The 22678-nt window shown below is 69.9% G+C and carries 18 protein-coding genes; 7 read left to right on the top strand and 11 right to left on the bottom strand.

The features are described from left to right. Positions 1–16: 16 nt before the first annotated feature. The 3 genes from ACWD0F_RS14895 (at position 17) to ACWD0F_RS14885 (ending at position 6052) form a co-directional block, all read left to right on the top strand. A complete protein-coding gene (locus ACWD0F_RS14895; protein WP_449875538.1) occupies positions 17–1861 on the top strand; it encodes a sigma factor-like helix-turn-helix DNA-binding protein in 1845 nt (614 codons plus the stop codon). 118 nt (positions 1862–1979) lie between these two features. Continuing rightward, complete coding sequence (gene cysS, locus ACWD0F_RS14890) at positions 1980–3377, top strand: cysteine--tRNA ligase (RefSeq protein ID WP_449875536.1); 1398 nt, start codon at positions 1980–1982, stop codon at positions 3375–3377. A 182-nt stretch (positions 3378–3559) separates the two neighbouring features. Continuing rightward, complete coding sequence (locus tag ACWD0F_RS14885; protein ID WP_449875733.1) at positions 3560–6052, top strand: penicillin acylase family protein; 2493 nt, start codon at positions 3560–3562, stop codon at positions 6050–6052. 2 nt (positions 6053–6054) lie between these two features. Here the strand turns inward: ACWD0F_RS14885 and ACWD0F_RS14880 are convergent, their stop codons facing one another. Further along, a complete protein-coding gene (locus tag ACWD0F_RS14880) occupies positions 6055–6474 on the bottom strand; it encodes a hypothetical protein (RefSeq protein ID WP_449875534.1) in 420 nt (139 codons plus the stop codon). 306 nt (positions 6475–6780) lie between these two features. Between ACWD0F_RS14880 and ACWD0F_RS14875 the strand changes: the two genes are divergently transcribed. Continuing rightward, positions 6781–7446, top strand: a complete 666-nt coding sequence (locus ACWD0F_RS14875; RefSeq protein WP_449875532.1) for a hypothetical protein — start codon at positions 6781–6783, stop codon at positions 7444–7446. Between the two features lie 101 nt (positions 7447–7547). Here the strand turns inward: ACWD0F_RS14875 and ACWD0F_RS14870 are convergent, their stop codons facing one another. The 3 genes from ACWD0F_RS14870 to mshB are packed head-to-tail and all read right to left on the bottom strand — an operon-like array spanning position 7548 to position 9393. Continuing rightward, complete coding sequence (locus ACWD0F_RS14870) at positions 7548–8042, bottom strand: flavin reductase family protein (RefSeq protein ID WP_449875530.1); 495 nt, start codon at positions 8040–8042, stop codon at positions 7548–7550. Between the two features lie 17 nt (positions 8043–8059). After that, entirely contained in the window at positions 8060–8476 is a 417-nt protein-coding gene (locus ACWD0F_RS14865) for a DUF6113 family protein (protein ID WP_449875529.1), read from the bottom strand. Positions 8477–8487: 11 nt separating this feature from the next. Then, positions 8488–9393, bottom strand: coding sequence for an N-acetyl-1-D-myo-inositol-2-amino-2-deoxy-alpha-D-glucopyranoside deacetylase (mshB, locus tag ACWD0F_RS14860; protein WP_449875527.1), 906 nt, complete (start codon positions 9391–9393; stop codon positions 8488–8490). A 44-nt stretch (positions 9394–9437) separates the two neighbouring features. Between mshB and ACWD0F_RS14855 the strand changes: the two genes are divergently transcribed. Together ACWD0F_RS14855 and ACWD0F_RS14850 are read left to right on the top strand one after the other, a co-directional pair. Then, positions 9438–11504 carry a prolyl oligopeptidase family serine peptidase gene (locus ACWD0F_RS14855; RefSeq protein ID WP_449875525.1) on the top strand — a complete coding sequence of 689 codons (2067 nt, stop codon included), beginning with the start codon at positions 9438–9440 and terminating at the stop codon, positions 11502–11504. 193 nt (positions 11505–11697) lie between these two features. Next, positions 11698–13077 carry an alpha/beta fold hydrolase gene (locus ACWD0F_RS14850; RefSeq protein ID WP_449875523.1) on the top strand — a complete coding sequence of 460 codons (1380 nt, stop codon included), beginning with the start codon at positions 11698–11700 and terminating at the stop codon, positions 13075–13077. Between the two features lie 222 nt (positions 13078–13299). Here the strand turns inward: ACWD0F_RS14850 and ACWD0F_RS14845 are convergent, their stop codons facing one another. Continuing rightward, positions 13300–13947: a response regulator transcription factor gene (locus tag ACWD0F_RS14845; RefSeq protein WP_449875521.1), complete on the bottom strand. Its 648-nt coding sequence runs from the start codon at positions 13945–13947 to the stop codon at positions 13300–13302. Further along, entirely contained in the window at positions 13932–15332 is a 1401-nt protein-coding gene (locus tag ACWD0F_RS14840) for a sensor histidine kinase (protein WP_449875519.1), read from the bottom strand. Before ACWD0F_RS14840 ends, ACWD0F_RS14845 begins: the two co-directional genes overlap by 16 nt. Before the next feature lie 214 nt (positions 15333–15546). Between ACWD0F_RS14840 and ACWD0F_RS14835 the strand changes: the two genes are divergently transcribed. After that, positions 15547–15987 (top strand): hypothetical protein, encoded by a 441-nt coding sequence (locus ACWD0F_RS14835; RefSeq protein ID WP_449875517.1) that lies wholly within the window; start codon positions 15547–15549, stop codon positions 15985–15987. A 665-nt stretch (positions 15988–16652) separates the two neighbouring features. Here ACWD0F_RS14835 and ACWD0F_RS14830 read toward each other — a convergent pair. The 5 genes from ACWD0F_RS14830 to ACWD0F_RS14810 all read right to left on the bottom strand — a co-directional run bounded on the left by ACWD0F_RS14830 (position 16653) and on the right by ACWD0F_RS14810 (position 22635). Then, positions 16653–17615 (bottom strand): DUF5937 family protein, encoded by a 963-nt coding sequence (locus ACWD0F_RS14830; RefSeq protein ID WP_449875515.1) that lies wholly within the window; start codon positions 17613–17615, stop codon positions 16653–16655. 175 nt (positions 17616–17790) lie between these two features. Further along, on the bottom strand, positions 17791–19548 hold the full coding sequence (locus ACWD0F_RS14825; protein WP_449875513.1) for an ABC transporter ATP-binding protein: 1758 nt from the start codon (positions 19546–19548) through the stop codon (positions 17791–17793). Continuing rightward, a complete protein-coding gene (locus ACWD0F_RS14820; RefSeq protein ID WP_449875511.1) occupies positions 19548–19724 on the bottom strand; it encodes a hypothetical protein in 177 nt (58 codons plus the stop codon). The genes ACWD0F_RS14825 and ACWD0F_RS14820 overlap by 1 nt, the downstream gene beginning before the upstream one ends. Positions 19725–19727: 3 nt before the next feature. After that, the gene (locus tag ACWD0F_RS14815; protein WP_449875509.1) at positions 19728–21416 is read right to left on the bottom strand and encodes an ABC transporter ATP-binding protein; all 1689 of its coding nucleotides are present in this window, start codon (positions 21414–21416) and stop codon (positions 19728–19730) included. Between the two features lie 52 nt (positions 21417–21468). Then, positions 21469–22635 (bottom strand): MFS transporter, encoded by a 1167-nt coding sequence (locus ACWD0F_RS14810; RefSeq protein WP_449875507.1) that lies wholly within the window; start codon positions 22633–22635, stop codon positions 21469–21471. Positions 22636–22678 lie beyond the last annotated feature (43 nt).

Here is a 22678-nt window from a genome sequence, read left to right as displayed (position 1 = left end):
TGCCGGTTGGACCTCAATGAACCTCAGCCTGAGCGACCTCACGCCACCTCTGCGCTGGACCTCCCCTGGTCAGATCGCGCCGATCGTGGAGGAGCCCCTGCTGCCCGAGGCCTGGTGGCAGGCGATCCCCCTCGACCGCGCGTGTGCCATCGTGGGCACGCAGACGGTGGCGGGCCTCCTCGCCGACCTCGCCGTGGCCTGCTGGGGCCATCTGACACTGGGCGACGTGCTGCCGCTGCTGCGATTCTCCGACCCCGCCGAAGCGGAGCGGACGCCGGAGACGCTCGGCAGGGACGTGGTGCAGAAGCTGTTCATCGGTGTGTTCGAGCGGCTGCTCGAACCCGCGCCGGAGGCCGTGCCCGTGCCGTCCCGGCCGGACCGGCCGCTGCCCGAGCTGATCGACGAGCTGTTCGGGGCGATGGACGACCGGCAGCGGGCCATCGCGCGCGACCGGCTGTACGCGGCGCAGCGGGCCACGCTGGACGAGCTGGCGCAACGTTTCTCCGTGACCCGCGAGCGGATCAGGCAGATCGAGCGCGACCTGCGCGACCACGTCGAGGCCTGGCTCGGCAAGCGGGAGGCCGCCGCCCTGGTCGCGCACGTCTCCTGGTTGCGCGGCCGGCTGGGCTCCGCGGTGCCGGCCGACGACCTGCAGGCCGCCGTGCCGTGGCACGGCGCCGAGCTGCGCTCGCTGGGGATCCCGGTGTGGCGGTTCGTCCGCACGCTGCTGACCGGCTACGAGCAGGCCGACGGGTGGCTCGTGTCCGGCGGGGCCGACGAGCTGAGGGAGAAGACGCGCCAGCTCTTCACCGACGGGCCGCGCCCGCTCGGCGAGGCGGTGGCCATGGTGGCCCAGCTCGGCGTGCGCGAGGACGTGGCCGAGCGGTGGATCCTGGCCGTGCCGCAACTGCGCGTGCTGGGCCGGCACGTGGTGCCGTGGCCGCGCAACATCAACGACAAGGCCGAGGCGGTGCTGGCGGTGGCGGGTTCGCCGCTGACGCCCGAGGAGATCCAGGAGCGCATCGGCGAGGACTACAGCCTGGTCGGGATCCGCAACCAGCTCACGGCCGACGACCGCTTCCGCCGGATCGACCGGAACAAGTACGGCCTGACCAGGTGGGGCGGCGACGAATACCTCGGGATCAGGGAGATGATCGCCAGGGAGATCGAGCGGTCCGGCGGCGAGGCCTCGGTGAGCACGATCGTGACGAACCTGACCGCCCGCTACGACGTGAGCGAGAGCTCGGTGCGGGCCTACTCCGGCGGTCCCGGGTTCGAGCGGACCCAGCGGGGGTGGATCCGGGTGGCGGGCACCTCGCCGAGCGGGGAGGTGGAGCCGTACCAGCCGCGTAAGGACGTGTCGGAGACCCGGCGCAGCTTCCGCTCCCGCGACGGGCGCTGGTGGCACCGGGTCGACGTCAACGCCGAGCACCTGCGCGGCTCCGGGTCGCCGCTGCCGACGGGGTTCGCGGCGCATCTGGGGATGGCTCCGGGCGGGCAGCTCACGGCCTCCACGCCGTCGGGTGACGTGGTGATCAGCTGGCACAACCAGCCCACCATGGGGTCGATCAGGAACGTGCTGGCCGACTTCAAGGCGAGCGAGGGCGACCACGTGTTCCTGACCGTGTCGGACGGGGGCGAGTTGCTGACCCGCTACCTGCCCGCCGCTCCCGTCGGGATGCCCCCCGTGAACCGGGCGCTCTACCTGCTCGGCTACACCGCGCCCGTCAGCTCGGAGCTGGAGGGCCTGCGGCTGATCGGAGCCAGGATCGGACTGTCCGACATGTCCACGCGCGAGGAGGTCGTGGCCCGGCTGCGCGAGCGCGGCGACCGGGACATCCTCGGTTTCCTGGGTGCGTGACCCGGGACGACCTCGGTTTCCCGGGCGCGTGACCTCGGGACGTCCCTCGGTCTTCTGGGCGCGTGACCCGGGACAGCCTCGGTTCCCCGGGCGCGTGACCCCGGGCTAAGCTCAGGAGATGTTGCGGATCTACGACACGCGCGCCCGGCAGGTCGAGGAGATCGCCGCCGGGCGGGCCGTGCGGATGTACACGTGCGGGCCGACGGTCTATCGCCACGCGCACGTGGGCAATCTGCGCACCTACCTGCTGTCCGACCTGATCAGGCGTGTCCTGGAGCGGCGGCGGGTGCGCGTGCTGGCCTGCCAGAACATCACCGACGTCGGCCACCTCGCCGACGACGGCGCCGAGGACGGCAGTGGGGACGGCAGTGGGGACGGCGGCGGGGAGGACAAGGTCCTCGCGCAGGCGCGGGCGGAGGGGCGGTCGGCGCGGGAGCTGGCCCGCTTCTACGAGGACGCCTTCAAGGCCGACACCAACACCCTCAACCTGCGTCCGCCGGAGCATCTGCCGCGGGCGAGCGAGAACATCGAGCCGATGATCGAGCTCATCGCCAAGCTGGTGGAGCAGGGGCACGCGTACACGGTGCCGGACGGGTCGGTGTTCTTCGACGTACGCACCTTCCCGACGTACGGCGAAATTTCCGGAAATCGCCTGGACTCGCTCAAACCCGCGCACCGCATCGACGCCGTCGACCCGCGCAAGCGCTTCCACGCCGACTGGGCCCTGTGGAAGCCCGCCACGGGCGAGCTGAGCTGGGACACGCCCTGGGGCACCGGCTTCCCCGGCTGGCACGTGGAGTGCTCGGCCATGTCGCTGCGCTACCTCGGAGAGCGCTTCGACATCCACGTCGGCGGGATCGACCTGCGTTTCCCGCACCACGAGGACGAGCGGGCCCAGTCCGACTCGGCCGCCGGGCACGAGGTGGTGCGGCACTGGGTGCATGGCGAGCATCTGCTGTTCGACGGGCGCAAGATGGCCAAGTCCACGGGCAACGTGGTGTTGCTGTCCGACGTGGTGTCGGCGGGGCTCGATCCGCTCGCCGTGCGGATGGCCTTCCTTGAGCACCGTTATCGGCAGCAGGTCAACCTGACGTGGGACACCCTGCGGGCCGCCGACCGCACCCTGCGGCGCTGGCGGGCCCGGGTGGCCGAGTGGTCGGAGTCGCCCAGCGCGCCCATGGCCGTGGCGTATGTGGAGCGGGTGGAGTCGGCCTTCGACGACGACCTCGACACGCCTGCCGCGCTGCGCGTCCTGCGGGAGCTCGAACGGGACGACGGGGTGGCGCCGGGGGCGAAGTTCGAGGCGTTCCTGCATGTGGATCAGGTGCTGGGGCTGGACCTTTCCACGGAGATCGGGAAGGCGCGGGTGTTGCCGCCGGGGGCCGGCGAGTTGCTGGAGGCCCGGGCGCGGGCTCGGGACGCCAGGGAGTGGGTGATGGCGGATCAGCTCCGGGATGAGCTGGGTGAGATGGGGGTCCGGGTGTCGGACACGGCTGAGGGCCAGGTCTGGGACTGAGGACCGGCCGCCCGTGTGGCGCCTCGGCCCGGGCGCGGCAGGTGAGCTCGTCGTTCTCGCGGGCGACCGCCATCCTCCGAGTCCGCTGACAAGCTTGTGCGGGCGGCCGTAGCAGTGATCGCGGGCTGTCAGACTTGATGCCAGTTCGGCGAGATGGAGGTTCGGTGAGGCCCTATGCGTGGATGCCGTGGCCGTTGCGGTGGTTCGCTCGGGTGCTGACCGTTCTCCTGTTGTTGGCCCTCGTGCTGGCGGGGGTGCTCGTCTACACGGTGCGGCAGTCGTTCCCGCAGGTGGATGGATCGTTGCGGCTGCCGGGTTTAACCGGAAGTGTGGAGATTTATCGCGATAAATCAGGAATTCCGCACATCTATGCTGACACCGCCGCGGACCTCTTCATGGCGCAGGGCTTCGTCCACGCCCAGGACCGCTTCTACGAGATGGACTTCCGCCGTCACACGACCGCGGGCCGCCTCTCGGAGCTGTTCGGCAAGGCCACGCTGGACAACGACAAGGCGCTGCGGACCATGGGCTGGCGCAAGGTCGCCGAGCAGGAGCTCCCTGAGCTGGCCCAGCAGACCCAGGACTACCTGAACGCGTACGCGAAGGGCGTGAACGCCTGGCTCGGCGCCCACCCGAACGCCTCCGGCCGCAGCCTCGAATACTCCGTGCTCAAGCTGCAGAACGGCGACCAGCCGGTCGAGCCGTGGACCGCGGTCGACTCCCTGGCGTGGCTGAAGGCGATGGCGTGGGACCTCCGCTCCAACATGGAGGACGAGATCGACCGCGCCCTCGCGCTCACCAAGCTGCCCAAGGAGCGGGTCGAACAGCTCTATCCCGGCTACCCCTACGACCGCCACTCCCCGATCGTCACCGAGGGCACGATCGACCAGAACCGCTTCGACCAGCGGGCCGTGCCGAAGCCGGGCGCCGGCCGGGTGCTCACCCAGGCCGCCCAGACGCTGGAGAACGTGCCCGGCACCATGAGCACCGGCGACCGCGACGGCCTCGGGTCGAACTCGTGGGTGATCTCCGGCGAGCACACCGCGGGCGGCAAGCCGCTGCTGGCCAACGATCCGCACCTGGGGCCGCAGATGCCGTCCGTCTGGTACCAGGCGGGGCTGCACTGCCGGAAGATCACGGAGGAGTGCCCCTACGACGTGACCGGGTTCACCTTCTCCGGCTTTCCCGGCGTGGTCATCGGGCACACGGACAAGATCTCGTGGGGGTTCACGAACCTGGGGCCCGACGTGTCCGACCTCTTCCTGGAGAAGGTGACGGGGGACACGTACCTGTATCAGGGCGAGCAGGTGAAGCTGGAGAGCAGGCAGGAGCAGATCAAGGTGGCCGGCGGCGCTCCGGTCACGATCACCGTGCGCGGCACGCGGCACGGCCCGCTGATCAACGACGTGATGCCGGACGCCAAGCCCGGCGGCGAGGCCAACGCGGTGGCGCTGCAGTGGACGGCGCTCACGCCGGGCAAGACCGCCGACGCCGTCTTCGCGCTGAACAAGGCGGGCGACTGGGAGGAGTTCAAGGCGGCGGCGGCGCTGTTCGACGTACCATCCCAGAACCTGATTTATGCCGACACATCCGGCAAGATCGGCTACCAGGCGCCCGGGCGCATCCCCGTCCGCACGAGCGGCGACGGCACCCTGCCGGTCCCGGGCTGGACGGGCGAGTACGAGTGGAAGACGGCGCCCATCCCGTACGACCAGTTGCCCTCGATCGAGAACCCGGCCGACGGGTTCATCGTCACGGCGAACAACGCCGTCATCGACCCCAAGCGCTACCGGCCGCTGCTGACCGAGGACTGGGCGCACGGCTACCGCTCCGAGCGCATCCGCGACCTCGTCAAGGAGGCGATCAAGAAGGGCCCGATCGACGCGGCGGCCATGGCGAAGATCCAGCAGGACACGCACAACGGATTCGCGGACACGCTGGTCCCGGCGCTGCTGCAGGTGGATCTGGCGGGGCCGAGCGGCCGGGCCAGGGAGCTGCTCAAGACGTGGGACGGTACGCAGGGGCTCGGCTCCGCCCCGGCCGCCTACTTCAACGCGGTGTGGCGGCAGGTGCTCGCGCTGACGTTCCACGACGACCTCCCCGAGGCGGCCTGGCCCAGCGGCGGCGACCGCTGGTACGAGGTCGTCAGGGGCCTTCTCGGCCTTCCGGACGACCCCTTCTGGGATGACGTGACCACGAAGGGCCGCAAGGAGACCCGCGACGACATCCTCCGGCAGGCCATGGCGTCGGCCCACCAGGAGCTGACGGAACGGCTCGGGAACGACCCCACGTCATGGCGGTGGGGAGACCTGCACCAGCTGGAGCTGGTCAACGGCTCGCTGGGGACGTCGGGCATCGCACCGATCGAGGCGCTGTTCAACCGCGGGCCGTTCGCCGTGCCCGGGAGCAAGGACGCGGTCAACGCCACGGGCTGGAGCGCTCCGAAGGGGTACGCGGTCAGCGCCGTGCCGTCGATGCGGATGATCGTCGACCTGTCGGACCTGGACAAGTCCCAATGGATCAACCTGACGGGCGCCTCCGGGCACGCCTTCCACGACAACTACTGGGACCAGGCCGAGACGTGGGCGAAGGGTGGGTTGCTGCCGATGTACGCCAAGCCGGAGTCGGTCAAGAAGGCCGCCGTGCACACGCTCAGGCTGACCCCCGATCCCTGAGGTCACCCGGCTGCGCGCCGTCGCCACCGCAGCGGCGCGCGGGGATAGCCGCCGTCGTCCAGGTCGGCCAGGCGCTCGAAGACGTTGTACGAAGCCTGATGACCGCAGACGACCACCGAGACGAGCATGGCGAGGACGTAGAGCGGCAACATGGGCAACCCCACGCACCAGGCCCACTGCGTGGCGTGGCGCCCCTCATGCAGGATGAGCCGATCGTCCAGTGAGTCACGCTTCGTCAGGACGACGTTCCCGACCGTGAAGGCTCCCGCGATGGGGAAACGGTAGCGGTAGCCGAAGGCAAGGATGAGCCCGTTGGGGCCGTTTTGCCGGGTCGTGCCGCCGATGAGCGAGATCAGTAAACCGAGCGGAGTGGCGAGATTGATGTAATTCGCCGTACGCCGGAACCGGAAGCGCCTGTCCATGCGTCTCAGTCTTGACCAATCTTGACAAGTCGGAAAAATGATCAGGGTCCTGAAATCTCCTACAAGAGCAGGATTATGAGATTCTCCATTCTGGGCGCGCTGCTAGGCACCGTTGTACTCGCAGGAGCCGGCGGATTCGCGATCACCCAGACGTCAGCGACCGGTCCCCAACGATCCACCTCCCTGAATGCCGCGGGCGCGCGAGTGGCGTTGACCACCGACCCGACCACCAGTCCAACGGAAAGCCCCTCGGTCGGGGAATACACCGCGACAGCAGAGGTAGTCAAGCGAAAAGGCGTCTCTTATTTGGACGTCTCGCTCACGAACGCCGAACCGGCCTTCTTCTCGTTCAAACAGCGGGTCTGCAAACGGAGATCCTGCAAGACGGCCGGCTTCGATCTTCCGGTGACCACGGGCTCGCTGGTGGTCACGCAGCGGCTTGGCCGGGGCACGTACAAGAAACGGGGCGAGGCGTCCGTCGCGGTGACGCCCCTCCCGACGGTGACGGTGACCGAGCAGGTCACGGTCACGGTGACGGAGCCCGGGCCGACGGTGACGTTCACCTGTCAGCCGGGCGTCGAGCCCAGCGAGGTCCCCTCGGAGTCGACGCCCACGACGGACCCGACACCCACGGGCACGCCGACGACCACCCCGACGGAAACCCCGACCGCCACCCCGACCGAATCCCCCACCGAAACCCCCACTGACACTCCGACCGATACCCCGACGGAAACGCCGGTCGAACCCCCGACCGACCTTCCGACCATCCCGACGAGCACCGTGACGCCGACGGAGGATCCCACGGAGATCCCCACGTGCCCACCGCCGTCGGAGCCGCCGGCTGAGATCCCCACGGAGACCTCGACGGCCACGGCGGCGCCCACCGACACGGTGACGCCGACCGACACCAGCGTCCCGACGGACACCGCGACCACCACACCGTCGGAAACGCCCAGCGCTCCGGCCCAATAGGCCGCCGTTTGATCGGGCCAGGCCACGCGCCTGGCCCGCTTCATGCCCGAAGACTCATGCGCCCCTGCCCGGAGACAGGCCGGGGGCGTGCGGAGGTCACCTCAAAGGGTCTTGTACCGGCCCTCGTAGTACAGCAGCGGCGGCCCGTCGGACGGCAGGCCCAGCCCCGTGACCTCGCCCACCACGATCGAATGGTCCCCGGCATCGTGCACGGCCGTCGTGGCGCACTCCACGGTGGCGATCGCCCCGTCGAACAGCGCCGCCCCCGACTCCCCCCGATGATGCGGCCACCGGGCGAGCTGCCCGTTCAACGCCCGCCCCCGGTGGGCGAAGAAGCGCGACGTGTCCTCCATCGAAGCAGGCAGCACCGACACTCCCCACACCCCGGCCTCCAGCACCGCGTCGTGGAAGCGCGCCACCTTCTCCGCGCAGAAGAGCACGAGCAGCGGTTCGAGGGAGACGGAGGTGAAGGAGTTGACCGTCATCGCATGGTCGGTATCGCCGAGCCGGGTCGTCACGATCGCGACTCCGGTGGCGAAGCGGCCGACGACCTTGCGGTATGTACCGGGGTCCACGGGCCGCTCGATGGAATGCACGAAGTTACTTTATGCCTCTACGTCGGGTTCTTCGGAGGGTACCCATGCATAAGCCACGAACCCCCACCCGACGAGGGGGAAAGCAGGAAAGCCACCAGGAGGGCCGCCATCCCGCCGTACAGGTAGACGTAGCCGGACGGGCCCTCCGCGATGACGAGGTCGCCCGCCCCCAGCTCCAGCGTGAACGGCATGGTCACCAGCAGCCACCCGAACGCCGTCGCGAGCGCCCCGAGCCGCGCGCGCATGAGCTTGCCCGCCGCCAGGCACACCCCGAACAGCGCCAGCACCCAGACGGCCGCCGAGACCGGCATCGGGCCGACCCGCAGCACCGCATGGGTGAACCCGCCCACGATCCCCATGACGACGCCCAGGACGAACAGCATGCCGTACGCCGCCCCGCCCAGCGCCGACTCGGCCTGGCTGCGATGCTCCATGACCATCGAGATTAGTGGATGCCCGCGAAAAGATCGTTCTCGCGGTGCTGCGGCGCACCGAGGCCGCCGGTCTCGGCAGGCGGCCCTGGCACCGGCGGGCCCGGCACACCGGCGGCGAGGATGTAGTGCTCGACGCCCAGGACCTCCTGCCCGATGTTGTTGGACAGGGCGAACCACGGGTCGTCCACGCTGATCTGCGTGACGTGCGCGCGCATGGCCTCGATCTTGTTGCCGAACCACGGCCGCGCGTCGATCTCGGTGGTGATGTCCCCGTCCGCGCTGCCGAACTCCATGTCGTCGACGCTCTCGGTGATGAAGTCGATCTCGGCCGCGCGCAGCGCCTCCTCCGTGCGGCGCATGACGGACCTGGCGACCGCCGTGTGGTAGAACTTCGCGATCTGCCACGGCTCGCCCTCGCCGGTGTCCGCCTGCGCGGCCAGCTCGAACGCTCTGCGCGAAACGCGATGCGCCTGGATGTGGTCCGGGTGACCATAGAAGCCGTTGTCGTCGTACGTCACCAGGACCTGGGGGCGCACCTCGCGGATGACCTTGACCAGCTCGGCGGCGGCCTCGTCGAGGTCGGCGCGCCAGAACGCCTTCGGGTGGTCGTTGGAGGCCACGCCCATCATCCCGGAGTCCCGCCAGCGCCCAGGGCCGCCCAGGAAGCGGTGGTCCTCGACGCCGAGCGCCTCGCAGGCGGCGGCGAGCTCGCCGATCCGATACGGCCCGAGCGCGTCGTCCTGGTCGGCGGCCAGGTGGGCGAGGTCCTTGGGGATGACCTCCCCCTCCTCACCCAGCGTGCAGGTCACCAGCGTGACATGGGCACCCTCGGCGACATATTTGGCCATGGTCGCGCCGGTGCCGATCGACTCGTCGTCCGGATGGGCGTGCACGAGCAGGAGGCGTCGATCAGTCATATCCAAGAGCGTAACAACGGCTCGTTCCTGGCAGGATTGGCCCCATGAGTGAGAGCTTCCCGCGCCTGTCTGCCAGGACCCGCCGATTCACCCTCGGGGTGCCGAGGGGGTTCACGATCTCTCCCGACGGCGGGCGGGTCGTCTTCCTGCGGACGCGGTCGGGGACCGATCCGGTGACCTGCCTGTGGGAGCTCGACACGGAGACCCACGTCGAGCGCCTGGTCGTCGACCCGCGCACGCTCCACGGCGAAGAGGAGGAGAACCTTCCGCCCGAGGAGCGGGCCAGGCGCGAGCGCAGCCGTGAGGGGGCGGGCGGCGTGGTGGCCTACGCCACCGACACGACGGTGACGAGGGCGGTGTTCGCGCTGTCCGGCGGGCTCTATGCCGTGGACCTGCCGAGCGGGCGGGCGCAGCGGCTGGACACCCCGGGCGCGGTCATCGATCCCCGCATTTCCCCCGACGGGCGACATGTCGCCTATGTCACCGGTGGGGCGCTTCGCGTCCAGGATCTCGTGTCCGGCGAGGACCGCGCACTGGCCGCGCCCGAGTCGGAGACGGTGACCTACGGGCTGGCCGAGTTCATCGCGGCGGAGGAGATGGACCGGCTGCGCGGCCACTGGTGGGCGCCGTCGAGCGACGCCCTGCTGGTCGAGCGCGCCGACGAGGCTCCCGTCCAGGTCTGGCACATCGCCGACCCGGCCAACCCCGACCGGCACGCGACGGCCCAGCGCTATCCGGCCGCCGGGACGCCCAACGCCGTCACCCAGCTCTACGTGCTGGGGCTCGACGGGTCGCGGGTCGCGGTGCCGTACGACGAGGAATACCTCACGACCGCCTCCTGGGACTCCCACGCGCTGTCGATCGTGACCATGACGCGCGACCAGCGGACGATGCGGCTGTTCGAGGTCGATCCGGCCACCGGCGGCTCCACGCTCGTCCGCGAGGACACCGACCCGGCCTGGGTCGACATCGTGACCGGCGTGCCCGCGCACCTCGACGACGGTTCGCTGGTCTGGGTGGCCGGCTCCGAGGGCGGGCACCGGCTGTTCGTGGGCGACCGCGCGGTCACGCCGCCCACGCTGCAGGTGCGGGCGGTGCTCGACGTCGATCACGACAGCGTGCTGTTCAGCGCGAGCGGCGATCCGACCGAGATCCAGCTCTGGACCTGGGACGGGCATTCACTGCTGCCCGTCTCGACCCGGTCCGGGGTATTCTCGGGGCGGATGTCGGGCGGGGTCGGCGTGCTGAGCGAGCAGAGCATCGACGCCGAGGGCGTCTCCACCACCGTCGTGAAGCGCGACGGCATGGCGGTGCCGATCCCGTCGTTCGCCGAGCGTCCCGGCCTGGAACTGCGGGTCTCGATCGGCCGTTCCGGCCGCCGGGAGCTCGCCACCGCCGTGGTGCTGCCGTCCTGGCACGAGCCGGGCTCCCGCCGGCTGCCCGTCCTCATGGACCCGTACGGCGGTCCGCACGCCCAGCGCGTGCTCAACCGGCGCGGCGCCTACCTGGAGAGCCAGTGGTTCGCCGAGCAGGGCTTCGCCGTCATCGTGGCCGACGGCCGTGGCACGCCCGGCAGAGGCACCGACTGGGAACGAACCGTGCTCAACGACCTGGCGACCCCGGCGCTCGAAGACCAGATCGACGCCCTGCAAGGCGTCGCCGAGCAATATCCCGACGACCTCGACCTGACGAGGGTGGCCATCCGCGGCTGGTCGTTCGGCGGCTTCCTGGCCGCGCTCGCGGTGCTGCGCAGGCCGGACGTCTTCCACGCGGCGGTCGCGGGCGCGCCGGTGACGGACTGGCGGCTGTACGACACGTGCTACACCGAACGTTACCTGGGCCATCCGGACGAGCGGCCCGACGCCTACGCGCGCTCCTCACTGTTCGGCGACGCCTCCAAGCTCGAACGCCCGCTGCTGCTGATCCACGGCCTGGCCGACGACAACGTGGTGGCCGCCCACACGCTCAGGCTGTCCTCGGCCCTGCTCGCCGCCGGCCGCCAGCACAGCGTGCTCCCGCTCTCCGGCGTGACCCACATGACGCCACAGGAGGTCGTGGCCGAGAACCTCATGCTGCTCCAGGTCGACTTCCTGAAGAAGTCCCTGGGCTGACCACCGCCCGGCGCGGCTCCAAGCGACCGCGCCACCGCCGTGCCGCAGATCAACACCACACCCCCCAAGATCATCAACGGCGCAGTCCCCGCATCAGGCCACAGTCTGACAACCCCTGGTACGACTTCCCCTCCCCCAAGATCAACCCCTGGTCCGACGCCCTTCCCCCCTCCCCTCCGCAATCCTGATCACCATGTTCACCTCCCTCACCCTCACCCTGACGCTGTTGAGCACCACCCTCCAGCTCCCCGCCGCCACCCCCACCGTGCAGTGGTCCCCCTGCCCCAACGACAAGATCGGCATGGAGTGCGCCGATCTCCCAGTCCCCGTCGCCTGGGACAAACCCGACGGCCGCCAGATCACTCTCAAGCTCGGCCGCCTCAAAGCCACCACCAGGTCGGAGGGCTCGGCCCTGGTGGCCTACGGCGGTCCCGGCGGCCCCGGCATCGCCATCACCCAGGCCAACCCCGGCATATGGGCCACGCTGCGCGAACGCCTGGACTTCGTCACGTGGGACACCCGCGGCTACGGCGACCAGTTCCAGGGCCTCAGCACGGGCCTGCCCTGCGCCTGGACCCGCGTCCCCATCCCCGACCCGCCCCGCAACGACGCCGACTTCGGCCGGCTGTCCGACACCAACCGTGGCTACGCCGAAGCCTGCCGCCTCAAGGACCCCGAGTTGTTCGCCAACATGAGCTCGGCAGACCACGCCAGGGACATGGAGGCGATCAGAAAGGCTCTGGGCGACGACAAGCTCAACTACTACGGCGCCTCCTACGCGGGCTTCTACGGCCAGGACTACGCCCGCCTCTTCCCCGACCGGATCCGCACGATGGTCCTCGACGGCACCTGGAGCCACAGCCCCGCCGACTGGCAAGCCGAGCTGCGGGAGATGGCCAAGGCCAACGAGCAGTTCCTGCGGCGCTTCTTCACCTGGTGCGCCACGAACGACTGCGCAGACGTCCCCGCGCTCTGGCGCACCCTGATCGTCCGAGCCGACCGCACCCCCATCGCCACCAAGACGCCCAATGTCGCCTACAAAGCCCTCGACCTGCAGTCCTTCGCCGTGAGCCGGGCCCGCCAGGGCGCCACGGCCTGGCCCGCGCTGGCCCAGGCGATCCGCAAGGCGGCCAAGGGCGACGCCTCCGACTTCGTGCCGTCACGCGGTGGCCGCTATCCCGACCAGGCCACCGGGGTCACCGAGTGCACCGACTGGCCCCGCTTCTCCAGCGTCAAGGAGATGACCGCCGTCACCGCCCACCTGCGCAAGACGGCCCCCAACGCCGGCACCGCCAACACCATGGCCTCGGCCACGCTCGGCTGCATCGGCTGGCCCGTGACGGTGACCAACCCACCGGCGCCGCTGCCCAAGGGCCTGCCGCCGATGCTCGGGGCAGGCACATGGGGCGAGTCGGACGCGGTGGCCCGCGTCCTGTCCCAGGTGCCCGGCAGCGCCGTCGTCAGCCACGACGGCCCAGGCCACACTCTGTACGCCACCAACCCCTGCGCCCGCGACCACATCAACCGCTACCTGACGGACCGCACCCTGCCACCCAAGAAGACCCAGTGCTGACCACCCACGCGTGAGCCGAAACCGTCGCACTCCAGCAAGAAATGTCACCAGGTGGCGCGCACTCGACATCACCTACCCAGGACGAATCAGGTGAAGGCGGCTCACTGGTTATCAGAAACGATCTTTACTCACCTGAAGTGAAAACCTCGCTCTCCAACCACAGGAACGATCTATAACCCCTTGAAGTGACAAGCTCCTCTGAAGGACACCATGCCTGGCAGGTCAGGGCGCGTTCAGATAGGTGAGGACGGCGAGGACGCGGCGGTTGTTGCTGTCGTCATCGGTGATGCCGAGCTTGCCGAACAGGGAGGTGGTGTACTTACTGATGGCGCTCTCGCTGAGGAAGAGCCGTTGGCCGATGGCCTGATTGGACAACCCCTCGGCCATGAGACTGAGCACCGAGTGCTCACGTTCGGTGAGCTGTCCGAGCCGTCGGCTGGAGGATCCGCTGGACAGCAGTTTGGCGATGACCGCTGAATCCATGGCGGTCCCGCCACCGGCGACACGTTCCAGAGCGTCGATGAACTGATCGGCGTCGAACACGCTCTCCTTGAGGAGATAGCCGACACCACCGGCACCGTCGGCCAGGAGTTCGCGGGCATAGAGCTGTTCGACGTGCTGAGAAAGGATCAGGATCGGCAGTCCGGGCAGTTCCTTGCGGGCGGCGAGAGCCGCTCGCAGGCCCTCATCCGACTGGGTCGGCGGCATGCGGACGTCGACGACGGAAACATCCGGCCGCCACCTCAGCAGCGCATCGAGTGTCTCGGGCCCCGTGGTAGCCGTCGCCACCACCTGGTGTCCATATGCCTCGATGAGGCGGACCATCCCGTCGCGGAGGAGGTAGAGGTCTTCGGCTACAACGATTCGCATGGCACCACCATCCTCACATGGGTGGGACCGCCTGACGGACTGTCGATCTCCAGGGTGCCGTCGAAGACCGCGAGGCGTCGGACCAGCCCCGCAAGGCCACCGTCAGCACGCATGGCAACCCCACCCCGGCCGTTGTCTTCGACATCGACGACGGTGGCGTACCCCGCTTTGGTGTCCCTGGCCATGAAGTCTCTGGCCTTGGCGTCCCTGGCCACAACGCTCCTGGCGGTGCTGTCTCCGGCCATGACGTCCCTGGCGGCGACGTCCCCAGCCAGGGCGTTCCGAGCGTTCCTGGCGGTGTCGTTCGTGGCCATGGCGATGGTGATTCGTGCGTGGGTTGCCTGGGCGTGCTTGGCCGCGTTGGTCAGCAGTTCGGCGATTCCGAAGTACACGGCGGACTCGATCGGCGGGTCCAGGCTTAGCCGTACGTCGGCGCTGACAACCACTTCGAGCGGGCTGTCCAGCGCGAGAGCGCGAACGGCGTCCACGAGCCCCCGCTCGCTCAGCACCGGCGGGCTGATTCCCTTGACCAGTTCGCGCAGCTCGGTCAGCGACGTGGTGGCGCCGGCCCGTGCTTCCCGCATCAGGGCCTTGGCCTGGTCAGGGTCGGTTTCCATCAGCTTCTCCGCGGTCGCCAGAGACAGCCCGAGCGCGACCAGGCGAGCCTGCGCTCCGTCGTGCAGGTCCCGCTCGATCCGGCGGATCTCGGCGGCCTGCGCGACGGTGGTGTCCGCGCGCTGGGCCGTCAGTTCGTCGACCCGGTCGACCATGGTCATCGCAGGCGACGCGCGCAGGAAGCGGACGGCTACCGGCTCGACGGCCCGCCACGCGTACGGCGCTCCGGCGATGGCCGCGACCAGGCCGAGCACGCCCGCAAGGCGCGCGGAGAGCGTCGGCTGGGACAACCCGAGGACCGCCGCCACGACTCCGGCCGGCGGAATGGCCGCGATCACGCCCATGGTGATCGGTGCGATCACCATGAACCGCAGGTCACGCCAGGTGGCGGGGTCGCGCCATCTGGTTCGCCAGTGCTGGTCCATGCGGGCGTCCCGGCTGGTGCGCTCGTAGGAGTGCCCGTTCCACCAGTAGCCGGTCGACATCTGTGTCACCGGTTCGGCCTGCCGATATCCGGCGGGAATGACGGTGTTCGTCCACTTCGCAACCAGGGAGCGCACCATCCCGCAGACCGGACGAGAGAGGGCGAAAGTTGCAAAACCCGCCCAGAAGAACGGTGCCATCCACGACCATGGGTTCCCGCCCCACCACAGCCACAGCGCCACGGCGCCCGCCCACACGGCCGGGACCAGCATGCTGACGCCCACCACGACGCACGCTCGCACGAACCCCACGCAGGAACGTGCCGGCCAGGACACCGGTTGTCGCATGATCCTTCTCTCTCATGTCATAACCCTTGCCGTGATGTGCCGTTATAGCCGGTTTGGGGTGGCGTATCCACTGTGCACCTCCCATAGCCCTGTTGTCGCCAGATCGGCGGTGAAGTGGGCCTGGACCCACCCACCCGTGCGTCCAGGCGCATACCGCACCCATCCACGCGCTCCCTACTGTCGTCAACACCCCAGATGACATGAGGAGAGAGACATGGAAACCACCGACCACACCACGCCCGCCGCCGCCCGCCTCAACCAGCCACGCACCCGACGAGCCTTCGGCAGGACGAAGGTCCTCATTGCGGCTTACGGCGCCCTCAGCGCCGCGGTCTTCATCACGGTCGTCATCCTCGCGGTCACCGCGCACACAGTGACCTCGTTCATGTGGGGCCGATCAGCCGGAGTGCTCGCGAGCGCCGCGGTGACCTACTGGCTGACCATCCTGGCCGCACGAGGAGCACGATGGGCTTACACCCGCGTGCGGATCATCTCGATCGTCATGCCGTTCGCGATCATCGCCGTCGACCTGATCCCCGGTGTCACCACGGCATGGTTCGTCATGATGCAGGCCACGTGCGCCCTCGCCATCGCCGCCGCCGCATTCATCATCAACGGCTCCCTCCTGCGTGCCGCCTTCCCCAAGACACGCTGACCGCCTCAGAAGAGCTGATCTCCTCAGAAGAACTGCGCGACGGTACGAGCCCATGACTCCTGCCGTCCGGGCAGCACCTTCGGGAAGAAGATCGACGTTCCGTGTGAGCGAGCGCACCTCACTGTTGCGGGTAACCGCAGACCTCTGCCCGCGATGACGCCACAACGAACGGCAGGCAGACCCGCTCAGGGTTCTAGAACCCGTGCTTTCCAGCTGCCACGCGCCAAGTTGAACCTGAGGTCCTCGCGCGCCCCCTTCCTTCCCCAACAGGGAGAACGCCGACAACTGCGTGCCCGGCTCACAGACGTGAGATCCCCATGGTCTGGGGCAGGCGGTCCAGCATGCGTCTCAGGACGATGGCCGCGTGAGGTTGCACGCGGAGGCCGCCGAACAGTACGGCAGGAGGTACGGCGACGACGAGTAAGGCCGCCGGCACCAGGGCAGACGGTCACGCTTCGGCCCGCACCGCCCACTCGGGGCTGAGGATGAAGTGCACCACGGAGTCCCGCCACTGGCCGTCAGCCAGGCGCAGGTGACCGCGCGGAACTCGCGCAGAGTGACGCGCCGGCCTGTGATCGTCACCGGATACATGAGCGCGACCCTACCCAGCGCTCGGCAGCGTCGCCGGCTGACCCGGCACTCTCGCGTTCGTTCTGCTTGTCTGGTCACGCGGTCCCGCTGTTCGCGGGTGTCCGGGTGTTGCCGGGGCGCGGGGCAGGCTCGGGCAGGAGGCCGTTCAGCAGGGCGAGGCCGAGGTCGGTGGGCTGGTGCAGCATCCGGTTGCGGTCACGGTGGCTCGTGACCAGACCTGCCTGCCGCAGGACGGTGGTGTGCTCGCTGGCCGACGCCGGGGAGATGCCCAGATGGCGGGCCAGGGCCGTGGTGTTCGTGGCGTCTTGGGTGCGGATCGCGTTCAGGACTGCGGCTCGCGTCGGGCCGATCAGCGCTCCCAGGGCGGTGAGCGCCCCCGACGTGCTGACCGGCAGGGCGTCCGAGCCGCGCTCGACGGGATAGACCAGCACGGGCGGCAGGTCAGGGTCGAGCATGGTCAGCGGTCCGCTGACGCAGAAGTACGTCGGGATGAGCATCAGTCCCCGCCCGTGCAGATGCAGTTCCTGGCGACGGTGGCCGGGGACGCGGAGTTCGCCGGCTGACCAGGTCACCATCGGGCTCAAGCTGGTCAGCAACCCTTCCACGCCGCCCCGCGCCAGGGCGGCGGTGCGGATCCGGCGGTCTCGCTCCAGCGCGGTGTCGATGCTGCGCCGGTACGGCGCGACGATCACGTCGTAGCAGATGCTCATGACGTCGGTCAGGTCCGCCAGCACGGCGGGCTCGCCGGCGGCCAGGCGTCGTGCGCTGCTCGGCAGGCGGCGCCGCGCTGCCAGGCGGGACAGGTCCCGATCGAGGATGGTGGCCGGGGTGGTGCGGATCGCCTCAAGGCCGTCCTCCAGGGTCGGCGTCGCCGGGTTGAGGAAGTCGGGGAAGTAGCCCACGTTCGGAGTCAGGGTCAGCAGCAGGCGCAGGACCGCGCTCGGGCAGGCCCCTCGCACCGCTTCGCGTGCCTCCCGGCGCCAGCCGGTGAACAGCAGGTCGCCGCGCTGGGGCCGGAGCATCTGCAGGCTGAGCACGAGCTCCCAGAGCGGATCTGGTCCAGGGGCGATCCTGGTTCGCGCAATGTCGTCAGCTGAGAAATAGATCCTTAGCATGAGCGGCCGTCCATGGTGAATGGGTGCCGGACTCCGCTTACTGTCGCGTTCGAGGATTGATGTTCGTTAGCGATTCGATGAAGCCTGGAGCCCGAAATCAGGTGCGGGTGGCGGTCGGGGTGCCGTGCCAGCTCGCCCAGAGCGCCGCGTACGAGCCGCCCTCGGCCACCAGTTCCTCATGCGGGCCCAGCTCGCTGATCCGCCCGTCCTCCACCACGGCCACCCGGTCGGCGTCGTGGGCCGTGTAGAGCCGGTGGGCGATGGCGATCACCGTGCGTCCGTCGAGCACGGCCGCGAGCGACCGCTCCAGGTGTCTGGCGGCGCGGGGGTCGATGAGGGAGGTGGCCTCGTCGAGCACCAGGGTGTGCGGGTCGGCGAGCACCAGCCGGGCCAGCGCCAGTTGCTGGGCGTGCGCGGGCGACACCGCCGACTCGCCGGAGCCCACCGGGGTGTCCAGGCCGGACGGCAGCTCCAGCACCCAGTCCAGCGCGTCCACGGCCTCCAGCGCCTTGCGCACGGCGGCGTCGTCGGCGTCGGGACGGGCGATCAGCAGGTTGTCGCGCAGGGTGCCCTTGAACACGTGGTGCTCCTGCGTGACCAGCGCGACGTGCCCTCGCAGGTCCTCCAGGGGCAGGTCCACGAGCGGCACCCCGCCCACGGACACCGAGCCGGTACGCGGCCCGTGGATGCCGGCCAGCAGCCGCCCCAGCGTGGACTTCCCCGCCCCGGAGGGCCCCACCATGGCCAGCCGCTCGCCGGGCTGGACGGTCAGCGACACGCCGTGCAGCACGTCGCGCCCTTCGCGGTAGGCGTACCGGACGTCCGAGGCTTGGATCAGCTCGCCGGACGGACGGGCGGAGGAGGGCGTGCGGTCGTCGGGCACGTTCGCCACGCCGAGCAGCCGGGCCATGGCCGCCCCGCCCACCTGGAGCTCGTCGATCCACATGAGGAACCTGTCGAGCGGGTCGATGAGCTGCTGCGCGTAGAGGGTGGCGGTGGCGACCTGGGCGAGTGTCACCCAGCCGTTGGTGTAGAACAGGCCGCCGACCAGGAGGGTGGCCACCACCGGGATCACGTAGCCGAGCTCGACCGCGGGGAACCACAACGTACGGAGGCGCAGCGTGTATCGCTCGGCCGCGTACGAGCGCGTGATGTCCGTGTCGACCCGCGCCCGCCGGCGCTCCTGCAGCCCGAGCGCCTCCACGGCCCGGGCGCCTTCGACGGTTTCGGCCAGCCCTTCGGTCATGTCGGCATAGGCGGCGTTCTCGCGGAGGTAGCCGTCGCGCGCCCGCTTCAGGTACCACTGGGTGGAGACCCAGATCACCGGGCCGGCGATCAGCATCGGCAGCATGAGCAGCGGGCTGACCAGCAGCAACGCCCCTATGGTGATCACGAACGTGACCAGGGCGATCAGCGTCTCCGGCACGGCGTGGCGCACGGTGCGCGACAACGAGTCCACGTCACGGGACGTGCGGGTGATCAGGTCACCGGCGCCGGCCCGCTCGACGGTGGACAGGGGCAGGCCGAGCACCCGGTCCACGAACTCCTCGCGCAGCTCGGCCAGCACCTTCTCGCCGAGCCTGGCGGAGGCGAGCACCGCGTACCGCATGAGGAGGCCCTGGAGCAGCAGGAAGGCGCCGATGGCGGTGGCCACGACGGCGACGTTGACGGGGACGCCGTACTGGAGGTCCTGCACCAGGCCGCCGAGCTGCCACGGCACGACGAGCCCCGCGACGGCGGCCAGGCCGTGCAGGAGGAGGGCGACGGTGAGCTGGCGCGGGTATTTGAGGGTGAGCCGCCTGGCGTAGGCGCGCACCTGTCTCCGGTCGGCGACCGGGAGGATCTCTCTGGCCATCAGTCGGTCCTCCCACGGATCGCATCGCCCGGCACAGGGATGTGGCCGATGCGGTTCGGATCGCCCGGCACAGGGATGTGGCCGGTGCCGTTCGGATCGCCCGGCACAAGGGTGTGGCCGGTGCCGTTCGCATGGCCCGGCACAGGGGTGTGGCCGGTGCCGTCGGTCGGCGGCATGGGTCAGTCCTCTCCGCGCGTGACGGTCGCGGCGTATTCCGGTGAGCTGTCCAGAAGTTGCCGGTGCGCGCCCTCGGCCAGCACCCGGCCGTCCGCCACGTAGATCACGTGATCGGTGCGGTCGAGCACCAGCGGGCTGGTCGTGCAGATGAGCGTGGTCCTGCCGGCCCGCGCCTTGGCCAGCCGCTCGGCGATGCGGGCCTCGCTGTGCGCGTCGACCGCGCTGGTGGGCTCGACGAGGATGAGCACCTCGGGATCGGCCAGCAGCGCCCGGACCAGGCGCAGCCGTTGTTGCTGCCCGCCGGAGAACTCCCGTCCCGCCTCGGCCACCTGGGCGGAGAGCCCGTCGGGCAGGGCTTCGACGATGTCGGTGGCGCAGGCCGCGTGCAGGGCCTGGCGGATCTGCTCGTCGGAGGCGTCCCCTCGGACGTCGAGCTCGTCGCGCAGGCGGCCGGTGAACAGCCGGGCGCCGTTGTCGGCGACCAGGATGCGGGAGCGGACCTCGGCGATGGGCAGCGTGGCCAGCTCGGCGGGGCCGAAGGTGACGTCGCCGCCGGTGTAGCGGCCGAGCCGGTCGGCGATGGCGATGGCGTCCTCGGGCGCGCCGGCGGCGACGGCGGTGAGGGTGCCGGGCTGGACGGTGACGCCGCTGTAGGAGTCGCGCAGCACGCCGCCCTCGCTGGTGCCGGTGCCGCCGGTGACCTCGGGCTCGATCGACAGGATGCGGATGACGCGACCGGCGGCCACGTGTCCCTTGGTGAGTTTGTCGGCCGCCTCGGTGAGGGTGCGCATGGGCCCGATCAGGAACACCGCGTACAGGTAGAAGGAGACGAGCTGGCCGGTGGGGATCTCGCCGGCGACGGCGTAGGAGGCGCCGACGCCGGTGACGATGGCGATCAGCAGGCCGGGCAGCACGATCTGGGCGCCTTCGAGCACCGACTCGATCCCGGCCACCCGGACGCCGGCGTGCCGCACTCCCTGCGACTCCTCCCGGTAGCGCTGGGCGAACACCTGCTCGCCGCCGATGCCCCGCAACACCCGGAGCCCGGTGACGATGTCGGCGGCCCGGGTCGCCAGGTGACCGCTCAGCTCGCGATGCGCCGCCTGGCGTTTGTGCAGGGGCTTGAGCAGGGGCCCGACGGCGAGGGCCATGAGCGGCACGCCGAACAGCACGAGCAGCCCCAGCGGCAGCGAGGTCGAGATGAGGATCACGGTGACGGTGCCGATCGCCACGATGGAGCCGCTGCCGCGCAGCAGGATGTCCATGGAGCTGCCGATGTGGGCGATGTCGGAGTTGCCCACGCTGACGACCTCGCCGGTCGAGAGGTGTTTGGGGAGGGTGGCGCCGAGTCTGGCGGCCTGGCGGGTGGTGAGCTGCACGGTGCGGTACGCGGCGGCCAGCCAGTTGTAGACGGCCATCCGGTGCCGCATGATCCCGGTGAACGCCTGCAGCAGCCCGAGCCCGAAGAGCACCGACGCCCAGAGCACCAGCCCGCCGGAGTCCTTGGCGGTGACGGCGTCGATGCCCTTGCCGAGCACGGCGGGCATCAGCGCCTGCATCAGCCACCACAGGGTGGCGAAGGTGATGCCCGCGAGCAGGGATGGCGCCTGCCGCCGCGCGGTCCACCACAGGAAGCGGAGCGGGCTGCGGAGGTCGGGCACGCCGGGATCGGCCTCAGGTAGGGAGCGCATAGCCTGACAAGGTTGACAAGCTCCGGCCTGGCCCGCAAACCATTTTCGCCCCTTACATTGTCCGAAATGCCCGCAAAGTGTACGCCAGGGCGAGCAGGGCGGTGACGGCGAGCAGGACGTAGCCGATCGTGTAGGCCCCGGTGACGGTGTAGACCGCGCCCATCACGAGCGGCGGGAAGTATCCGCCGAGCCCGCCGGCCGCGCCGACGAGCCCCGTCACCGTCCCCACCCTCGACGCGTCGACCAGCTTGGCGACCAGCGCGAACACGCCGCCCGTCCCGAGCCCGAGGAAGAACGCCATGAGCACGTAGCTCACCCCGGCGGGCACCTCCAGCGGCGGGTTCAGCATCAGCACCAGAGCCAGCAGCGCGGTGCCCCCGAGCGAGACGAGCAGCACCTTGACCGGCCCGACCCGGTCGGAGAGCGTGCCGCCGAGCGGCCTGGACACCACGGCCGCGATCGAGAACCCGGCCGTGCGCAGCCCGGCCTCGGTCTGCGCGAAGTGGTAGACGTACTGCAGCAGGGTCGGCAGGTACGTGGAGAACGCCACGAACCCCCCGAACGTCACCGCGTACAGGAACGCGCACTGCCAGGTGGCCTTGATCTTCATGGCCTCCCGCATCCGGGGCAGCGCGGGGGCGGTCGCCGGTGTCCAGGCGGGCGAGTTCCGGCTCGCGCCCAGCATGATCAGGCCCATCAGCGCCAGCACCGCGGCCATCAGCAGGTGGGTGGAGAACCGCCCGAACTCCTCCACCAGCCGGGGCGTGCAGAACGCCGACAGCGCCGTGCCCCCCATGCCCGCCCCGAACACGCCGGTGGCGAATCCCCTGCGCGCGGGCTCGTACCAGGCGTTCACGAAGGGGATGCCGATGGCGAACGAGGTGCCGGGGATGCCGAGCAGGAACCCCCAGACCAGCAACCACCCGTAGGAAGCGGACAGGCCCACGAAGATCACCGGCACGATCGACACGAAGCAGATGATCGCGAACATCCGCCGGCCGCCGAGCCTGTCGGCCAGGATCCCGACCGGGATCCGTCCCAGCGAGCCGACCACCACCGGAATGGCCACCAGCAACGAGGTCTGCGTCGGCGACAGGCCGAGCTGCCTGCTGTAACCGGCCGAAAGCGGCCCGATCAGGTTCCATGCCCAGAACGTCACCGCGAACGCCGCCGTGGCAAGAACCAGGTTCTGCACCTGACCTTTACGAAGCTCAGACATACACCCTGTGTAACAGAGAGTCACTTTCTGTGATGGAGTGGGG

The organism is Nonomuraea sp. NPDC002799 (assembly GCF_053592075.1).
This window is presented reverse-complemented; position numbering and strand designations above follow the sequence as displayed.

Bases quoted from the DNA above. Each gene is read 5' to 3' on its own strand.
- ACWD0F_RS14820 (WP_449875511.1), bottom strand. From the start codon at position 19,724: ATGCCGCCGACCGACGGCACCGGCCACACCCCTGTGCCGGGCCATGCG.
- ACWD0F_RS14885 (WP_449875733.1), top strand. From the start codon at position 3,560: ATGCCGTGGCCGTTGCGGTGGTTCGCTCGGGTGCTGACCGTTCTCCTG.
- cysS (WP_449875536.1), top strand. From the start codon at position 1,980: ATGTTGCGGATCTACGACACGCGCGCCCGGCAGGTCGAGGAGATCGCC.
- ACWD0F_RS14865 (WP_449875529.1), bottom strand. From the start codon at position 8,476: ATGGAGCATCGCAGCCAGGCCGAGTCGGCGCTGGGCGGGGCGGCGTAC.
- ACWD0F_RS14840 (WP_449875519.1), bottom strand. From the start codon at position 15,332: ATGCGACAACCGGTGTCCTGGCCGGCACGTTCCTGCGTGGGGTTCGTG.
- ACWD0F_RS14850 (WP_449875523.1), top strand. From the start codon at position 11,698: ATGTTCACCTCCCTCACCCTCACCCTGACGCTGTTGAGCACCACCCTC.
- ACWD0F_RS14815 (WP_449875509.1), bottom strand. From the start codon at position 21,416: ATGCGCTCCCTACCTGAGGCCGATCCCGGCGTGCCCGACCTCCGCAGC.
- ACWD0F_RS14835 (WP_449875517.1), top strand. From the start codon at position 15,547: ATGGAAACCACCGACCACACCACGCCCGCCGCCGCCCGCCTCAACCAG.
- ACWD0F_RS14825 (WP_449875513.1), bottom strand. From the start codon at position 19,548: ATGGCCAGAGAGATCCTCCCGGTCGCCGACCGGAGACAGGTGCGCGCC.
- ACWD0F_RS14855 (WP_449875525.1), top strand. From the start codon at position 9,438: ATGAGTGAGAGCTTCCCGCGCCTGTCTGCCAGGACCCGCCGATTCACC.
- mshB (WP_449875527.1), bottom strand. From the start codon at position 9,393: ATGACTGATCGACGCCTCCTGCTCGTGCACGCCCATCCGGACGACGAG.
- ACWD0F_RS14845 (WP_449875521.1), bottom strand. From the start codon at position 13,947: ATGCGAATCGTTGTAGCCGAAGACCTCTACCTCCTCCGCGACGGGATG.
- ACWD0F_RS14895 (WP_449875538.1), top strand. From the start codon at position 17: ATGAACCTCAGCCTGAGCGACCTCACGCCACCTCTGCGCTGGACCTCC.
- ACWD0F_RS14880 (WP_449875534.1), bottom strand. From the start codon at position 6,474: ATGGACAGGCGCTTCCGGTTCCGGCGTACGGCGAATTACATCAATCTC.
- ACWD0F_RS14810 (WP_449875507.1), bottom strand. From the start codon at position 22,635: ATGTCTGAGCTTCGTAAAGGTCAGGTGCAGAACCTGGTTCTTGCCACG.